Genomic DNA, 7,284 nt, shown 5'->3' on the forward strand with positions numbered 1-7,284 from the left:
GAGATGCACTCCAAACACGAGAGACTGGCGCAGACATGCGCCAGCCTGAAATAAAAATAACAAGGGAACGATAACCGCAGTGCCAGCTTTTTTTCTGACCCGCATTGTGCAGGCTCTGATCGCCATTCTTGGCGTGATGACACTGATCTTCTTTCTGCAACGCTTAGCAGGCGATCCCGTTCTGCTGCTCGTACCGCAAAATGCGACACTGGCCGATATCGAAGCAATGCGCATCGCACTTGGCTTTGATCGGCCTCTTGCTGTTCAGTACCTCGAATATCTGCGAGGTCTACTGACCTTTGACCTTGGGCGTTCCTATGTCCAGAACGTCTCCGTCTGGACGCTGATTGCAAGTCGATTGCCCTATACGTTGTTGCTGGCCGGAGGCGCGCTTGTAGTCGCCATCGGCTTGGGCATTCCATTGGGTGTCATTATGGCGGTGCGTCGCGGACGAGCAGAATCCAAAGCCATTATGGGTATTGTCCTTGCAGGGCAGTCAATGCCAACTTTCTGGAGCGCAATCCTGATGATCATGGTGTTCGCCGTCTGGCTTGGATGGTTGCCACCATCCGGCGCGCGCGACTGGCCGAGCCTTATCATGCCATCCATTGCACTCGGGCTTTTATCGATGGCGACTTTCGCACGTGTTGCAAGGACCGCCGTTCTTGATGAACTCGAAAAGGATTATGTGCGCACGGCTCATGCCAAGGGTGTGCCGGTCATGCGCATCGTCATCCGCCATTTGCTGCGCAATGCATCAATTCCGGTGGTGACAGTTGCAGCACTGGAAATCGCCAATCTTCTGGCGGGAGCCGTGATTGTCGAAACGGTTTTCGCATGGCCAGGGCTTGGTCAATTGACCGTACAGGCAATTGCTGCGCGTGATTTCATGCTGGTTCAGGGCGTCGTTCTCTTAGGCGCAGTAACTGCGATTGTGCTCAACCTGATCGCCGATGTGCTTTACAGCCTGATTGACCCGCGCATTCGCATGGGAGGTCAGGCATGACGTCTCTCACATCATCAACAGGCTTCTTCGCCAGATGGTCTAAGAAACTGCCCCTTTCGGTTTCTCCTTTTCTTGCCATTTTGGTTTTGCTTCTGCTGATCGCAATCTTTGCGCCTTTGTTTGCCCCTATGGACCCAAACAAGCAAAACCTGCTGGCTCGTCTCAAACCACCAGGTTTTGAAAGCCGTGGTGTTGTCTACTATCTTGGATCCGATGAGCTTGGCCGCGATGTCTTGAGCAGGCTTATCTATGGTGCCCGTATTTCGCTGTTGGTTGCGATTTCATCGGTCGTCCTTTCGGGCATACTGGGCAGTATTTTGGGTATGTTGGCTGCCTTTTATCGCGGCTGGACTGAAACAATCATCATGCGGCTTGTCGATATGGTTCTCTCCGTCCCGGCCATTCTGCTCGCGATCATTACTGTAGCCATTTTGGGGCCAAGCCTTGCGAATGTGGTGATCGTCCTCGCCCTTACACGCTGGCCACGCTATGCACGCGTTGCCTATGGGCAGACGCTTTCGGTCGCCAACATGCCTTATGTGCGTCTGTCTCGCTTCATGGGTGCAGGATGGCTGCGTCTGTTATGGCGACATATTCTGCCGAATATCGCAGGCGCACTCATTGTTGTAGCAACGCTCGAATTTGGGCTGATGGTCTTGTTTGAAGCTGGCCTGTCTTTCCTCGGGCTGGGGGTGCAACCACCAACAGCAAGCTGGGGGGCGATGCTTTCGACCGGCAGAAATTACGTCGCGTCCGCATGGTGGATAGCGACATTTCCGGGCCTCGCTTTATTTCTGCTTGTTCTCTCCATCAATCTTATCGGCGATCATATCCGCGATTGGCTCGACCCGCGCGGCAGATAGGAGTTCATCCATGAATTTTGAAAATGAATTCAAAGGCAAAAAAGTCATCGTAACCGGTGCGGGTGGTATCATCGGCGGCTGGATCGCCAGTGCTTTTGCCAAGGAAGGCGCAGTGCTCTGCCTGACCGATCAGGATCAGGCAAAGATTGATGCGCGGATTGCTGAACTATCCGGCGAAGGCCATTTTGGCATTGGCTCCGACCTCACCGACGCGGCCTCCATCTCAAGCTTTGCCAACGCGGTCGGTACACGCTGGGGCGCACCAGACATTCTCATCAACAATGCAGGTATTTATCCATCTGGCTTTCTGCTCGATATTTCGCTTGATGATTGGGACCGTATCATGGGCGTCAATTTGCGCGCACCTTTCCTGCTGTCACAGCTTTTTGCAAAGCAGATGATTGATACCAAAACAGCCGGTTCTATTGTCAATATATCGTCGGGTGCTGCGCGCAAAATGCGCACAACTGTCGTTCCTTATTGCACCTCAAAGACGGCGCTAGATCGTCTGACAAAAGGCTTTGCACTTGAACTTGCCGAATATGGCATTCGGGTTAATGCCGTGGAACCGGGCTTTGCAGCGGGAAGCGATGTCAGTTCCCTGTCCGATGAACACGTGAACACGGTGACGTCATCGATCCCGCTTGGGCGTGCCTCTTCGGCCCCTGATGTGGCATCGGCTGTGCTCTATGTGACATCTTCGGCAGCAACCTATGTGACCGGCGCCACAATGACGGTCGACGGTGGCAATTCCATCGGCTCGTCGGCAGTTTTCCAGCAGAAAAAGAAGGCGCTATGATCGAAAAGCTCGCCGTCAAATCGCCATGGCCCGGCTATCAGTGGCCTTCTTGCAAGCAGTCCGCGACGTTGTTGTCTGTTGATGTGGATGCGCAGGTTCCGTTCATGTGGGCACATCGCGATGCGGTGCCGGATCGTTTGGCAACGCTGGAAATCCGCAGTTTCGGCCCCCGTACCGGGTTGTATCGGCTGATCGATCTTTTCGCACGATACAACGTCAAAGCCAGCTTTTATGTCCCCGGACTGACCGCTGAAACAAACCCGGAAATCCTGCCAGCATTGATTGAAGCAGGTCACGAAGTCGGCCTTCATGGATATTTCCACGAGATCGTCGCAGATGTATCAGACGCGGAATTTACCGGAGCGCTTGAAGCAAGCATCGAATTGTTCGTCAAACAGACAGGCGAAAAGCCCGTTGGCTTTCGTTCGCCTGCATGGGAACTGACCCCGCATATGCTTCGCGAGATCAAGCGTCTGGGTTTGGCCTATGACTCGTCTCTTTCAGGCTTTGATCACCCTTACGAAATTGACGGCGTCACAGAAATTCCCGTGCAATGGGCAACTGACGATGCGATTTTCTTCAAGTTTGAGGGCGGTGGACGCGACAAGTGGCCATTTCAGTCTGGACAGGCAATCTTGCAGGATTGGATTTCTGAGTGGCGCACCCTTCACCGCTTTGGTGGGTTGTTTACACTCACAGTGCATGACTGGATTTCAGGCCGCGCACAACGCATCGCACTTTTAGAAGAGCTTTTGGACAACATAACCAGCCAAAGCGATGCGTGGATAGCAACAGCGGCTGAAATTGCAGCACACCATAAAGCATCCGCCAATGTGGGACATTTTGCTGTCGATGCAACCATACCCGCCGCAATTGGAAACCGCAGATTTGGACAGACGAATGGCTGAGAGCTGGTCAATCCAGAAAAAGCAGAGCGTGAGTGAAGGCGGCATGGTTGCTTGCCAGAACTGGCTTGCAGCGGAAGCAGGCGCTGCTGTTTTGCGCCGCGGTGGCAATGCAATGGACGCCGCCGTCACGACCGCATTGGCCTTAAGTGTCGTCGAACCATGGCTTTCGGGCATAGGCGGCGGCGGCTTTTTGCTCCACGCTGATGGCAAAAGCGGTACTGTAGATGCGCTTGATTTTAATGTTGTGTCGCCACGCAATATCGACCCACAAGATTATCCACTTGCTCCGGGCAGCGATGGCGACTGGTTCAACTGGCCCAAAGTTGTCGAAGATAAAAACCTGATCGGTTATAGTTCCATCTGCGTGCCCGGCGCGATAGCAGGCCTCGCATCTGCGTTGGAACGTTTTGGTTCGATCAGCTTCGCTGATGCGCTGCAACCCGCCATTGAACATGCGCAACGTGGACTACAAATTGACTGGTTCACCACGCTCTGTCTTGCCATTGATAGCGAAGGCTTGAACCGCTTTCCAGCTTCAAGCGCGTTGTTTCTTGATCAAGGGCGTGCGCCACGTGTTCCTGAAACGGGGTCGCCGCGCACTATTCCCATGCCTAAGAAAGCAGCCATGCTTGAGCGACTGGCAAAAGCTGGCGCGCGGGATTTCTATGAAGGTGAAATCGCTGAAAAGCTGATCGAAGACTTGCGCGATGGCGGTTGCCTCATCGACAAAACCGATCTCTCTCAGTTTGAACCTGAATGGAAAAAGCCGCTATCTGTTGATTATCATCGCTCAACAATACATGTGATGCCGGGGCTTTCTGGTGGGCCAACGCTTAAACATGTTCTTGATGAGCTGAACCGGACGCTACCCAAAGATGATCCGCTTTATGGCAAAACGGCGCTCGCCTTCGCGCGATCAATCCGCCGCGCATCTGAAGAGCGTTTGAGAACACTTGGTCATGGCAGCAGTGGCGAAAGCTGCACCACGCATATCAGCGTTGTTGATCGCGAAGGCACAATGGTGTCACTCACCAATACCTTATTGTCGCGCTTTGGTTCAAAGGTAGTTGCACCGTCGCTTGATCTTCTCATGAACAATGGAATGATGTGGTTTGATCCGCGACCCGACCAGCCAAATTCCATTGCAGCGGGCGTCAAGCCGCTTGCCAATATGTGCCCGATCGTTGCCAGCAAAAATGGCTTAGCACATATAGCACTCGGTGCTGCGGGCGGACGCCAGATTATGCCTGCTGTGGCGCAGATATTATCCTATATCGACGTTTTCGGCATGTCACCTGAAGCCGCCTTTCATGCGCCGCGCATCGACGCCAGCGGAGTTAAGCTGCGCGTAAGTGAGCGTGCAAAACCTGATGTGGCAGCCCGCTTAAGCGAAGAATTCCCAGTCGAGATTATTGAGGAAACGCTCTATCCAGTGAATTTCTCAATCCCCTCAATTGTGGTGCGTGAAGATGGCCACAATATCGGCATGGCGCATCCTTACCATCCTTGGGCAGCAGTGCGCACGGAGGCAGAATGACAAAACCTGTGCTTACAGTTGATGAACTTGTCATCAAGATCGCCGGGCAGCCCGTGGTGGATGGTGTGAGCTTCCACGTCAATGAAGGCGAAATCCTTTCAGTGGTGGGCGAGTCCGGTTGTGGAAAGTCATTGACTGCATTTTCAGTCATGGGGCTTCTGCCGAAGGTCGCAAAAGTAGCTGCTGGCAGCATTCACTTTGGCGATAATGATCTTGTGAGCATATCTGACAGCAAGCGACGTAGTCTTCGTGGCAATGATTTAGCAATGATTTTTCAGGAGCCTGTCGCCTCACTCAATCCGCTGATGAAAATCGGCAAACAGATTGAGGAAAGCCTCATTGTCCATCGCAATTTAAGCGGTAAAGCGGCACGCCATGCCGCTATTGCCATGCTAGAAGAAGTGGGGATTCCGGAGCCTGAAATCCGGGCCGGGCAATATCCCTTTGAGCTATCAGGCGGCATGTGTCAGCGTGCGATGATTGCGATGGCTCTGATTTGTCGGCCCAAATTGCTTATAGCCGACGAACCGACAACGGCACTGGATGTCACTATTCAGGCGCAGATACTTGATCTGATGAAGAAACTGCGTGACGAGACCGGGACTGCCATTCTGCTAATCACCCATGATATGGGCGTCGTTGCCGATATGGCTGATCGTGTCGCAGTTATGTATGCAGGGCGCGTGATCGAACAAGCACCAGTTGAAGCAATTTTCGCTCAGCAGGAACACCCTTATACAAAGCTTCTGCTCTCAACTATTCCACGGCTGGAGGGAACGCCCAAAACCCATCTACCGACCATTGAAGGGATTGTGCCGGACATCGGCTCATGGCCCGATGGATGTCGCTTTGCACCACGCTGCCCAATTGCCGAAGATTATTGCAGCGCGCAGATACCAAAACTATCTGCACGCATAGATGTTGGCGCTGCTGCCTGTTGGCGTTCGCAACATGTGGGAGCACTGCTATGAACGACACGCTGCTTTCTGTCGAAAATCTCAAAGTTCATTATCCCATTCGCGGGGGCTTGCTGGGCCGTGCCGTTAACTATGTCAAAGCCGTTGATGGGGTGAGCCTTAATATTGCGCGTGGCGAAAGCGTTGCACTGGTTGGTGAATCGGGTTGCGGTAAATCCACGCTCGGCACTGCAATCCTGGGCATGACGAAAGCCACATCAGGCGCAATCAACTTTGATGGAAAGCCTGTTGCACATGGTCTTCCAGAAACCATAAGCGGGCTATCGCGTGATATTCAAATCGTGTTTCAGGACCCGGCTTCTGCGCTTAATCCTAAGCTTACAATTGGTGAGAGTATTGCCGAACCGCTTGCCATCCATAAAATTGGCACCTCAGCAGAACGTCGCGCCCGTGTTGCGGAATTGCTTAAACTCGTAGGGCTTCATCCAGAACATGCCACGAGAATGCCTGGAGCCTTTTCGGGAGGGCAAAGGCAGCGCATTGTGATCGCACGCGCGCTTGCGCTGAATCCAAAGCTGATGATCCTTGATGAACCTGTTTCGGCGCTTGATGTATCTATCCGCTCGCAGATACTAAATCTGCTGCTCGATCTGCAGCAGCAATTTGGCCTGTCTTATCTATTCATCAGCCACGACCTTTCGGTTGTGCGGCATTTCGCAGATCGTGTGGCTGTCATGTATCTTGGCCGCATCGTTGAGACTGGCAAGACATCCGATGTTTTCGATAATCCTGCACATCCTTACACTGAAGCACTGATTTCAGCCATTCCGTTGCCTGATCCCATCGCTCAACGTCAACGTAAGCGCATTGTGCTTCGCGGTGATCTGCCAAGCCCAGCCAATCCACCAAAGGGCTGCGGTTTTTCCACGCGCTGCCCTATCGCTTTTGACAAGTGCCATCAACTGCCGCCGCCACTCATTGAAGCTAATGCGGCAAGGTATGTAGCATGCCATGCTCGATAGTATCAGGGATGGTATTACTTAACCCTCCGGTCTTACAGCACCCCCGCATACTTCTCTGGCTCATTTAATGAGTGTTGTTATTTGCGTTATCAAGCTTTGCCCGATTTGCGCATCTTGTAGCGCTGGGCTTTTTCAGGATTCTATTTTCTAAAGCAAAAAGCCCGCTTTGGGCGGGCTGTTGTTGGGTGTGTTTTGCGCACGTGTGCATACGAGCTTTTATTTATCGGATTAT

At 52.8% G+C, this 7,284-nt stretch carries 7 protein-coding genes; all 7 read left to right on the forward strand.

What is annotated here, in order from left to right:
* Positions 1–79: 79 nt before the first annotated feature.
* The 7 genes from J2782_RS20985 to J2782_RS21015 are packed head-to-tail and all read left to right on the forward strand — an operon-like array spanning position 80 to position 7,052.
* Entirely contained in the window at positions 80–1,006 is a 927-nt protein-coding gene (locus J2782_RS20985; protein ID WP_310015989.1) for an ABC transporter permease, read from the forward strand.
* Positions 1,003–1,869, forward strand: coding sequence for an ABC transporter permease (locus J2782_RS20990; protein ID WP_310015990.1), 867 nt, complete (start codon positions 1,003–1,005; stop codon positions 1,867–1,869). The genes J2782_RS20985 and J2782_RS20990 overlap by 4 nt, the downstream gene beginning before the upstream one ends.
* 10 nt (positions 1,870–1,879) lie before the next feature.
* Positions 1,880–2,668 (forward strand): SDR family NAD(P)-dependent oxidoreductase, encoded by a 789-nt coding sequence (locus J2782_RS20995; RefSeq protein ID WP_310015991.1) that lies wholly within the window; start codon positions 1,880–1,882, stop codon positions 2,666–2,668.
* On the forward strand, positions 2,665–3,576 hold the full coding sequence (locus tag J2782_RS21000; protein WP_310015992.1) for a polysaccharide deacetylase family protein: 912 nt from the start codon (positions 2,665–2,667) through the stop codon (positions 3,574–3,576). Before J2782_RS20995 ends, J2782_RS21000 begins: the two co-directional genes overlap by 4 nt.
* The gene (locus J2782_RS21005) at positions 3,569–5,113 is read left to right on the forward strand and encodes a gamma-glutamyltransferase family protein (RefSeq protein WP_310015993.1); all 1,545 of its coding nucleotides are present in this window, start codon (positions 3,569–3,571) and stop codon (positions 5,111–5,113) included. The genes J2782_RS21000 and J2782_RS21005 overlap by 8 nt, the downstream gene beginning before the upstream one ends.
* Positions 5,110–6,084: an ABC transporter ATP-binding protein gene (locus J2782_RS21010; protein ID WP_310015994.1), complete on the forward strand. Its 975-nt coding sequence runs from the start codon at positions 5,110–5,112 to the stop codon at positions 6,082–6,084. The genes J2782_RS21005 and J2782_RS21010 overlap by 4 nt, the downstream gene beginning before the upstream one ends.
* Entirely contained in the window at positions 6,081–7,052 is a 972-nt protein-coding gene (locus J2782_RS21015; protein WP_310015995.1) for an ABC transporter ATP-binding protein, read from the forward strand. Before J2782_RS21010 ends, J2782_RS21015 begins: the two co-directional genes overlap by 4 nt.
* Positions 7,053–7,284: the final 232 nt, after the last annotated feature.

The sequence above is a fragment of the Brucella pseudogrignonensis genome (assembly GCF_031454375.1).
Taxonomy (GTDB): domain Bacteria; phylum Pseudomonadota; class Alphaproteobacteria; order Rhizobiales; family Rhizobiaceae; genus Brucella; species Brucella pseudogrignonensis_A.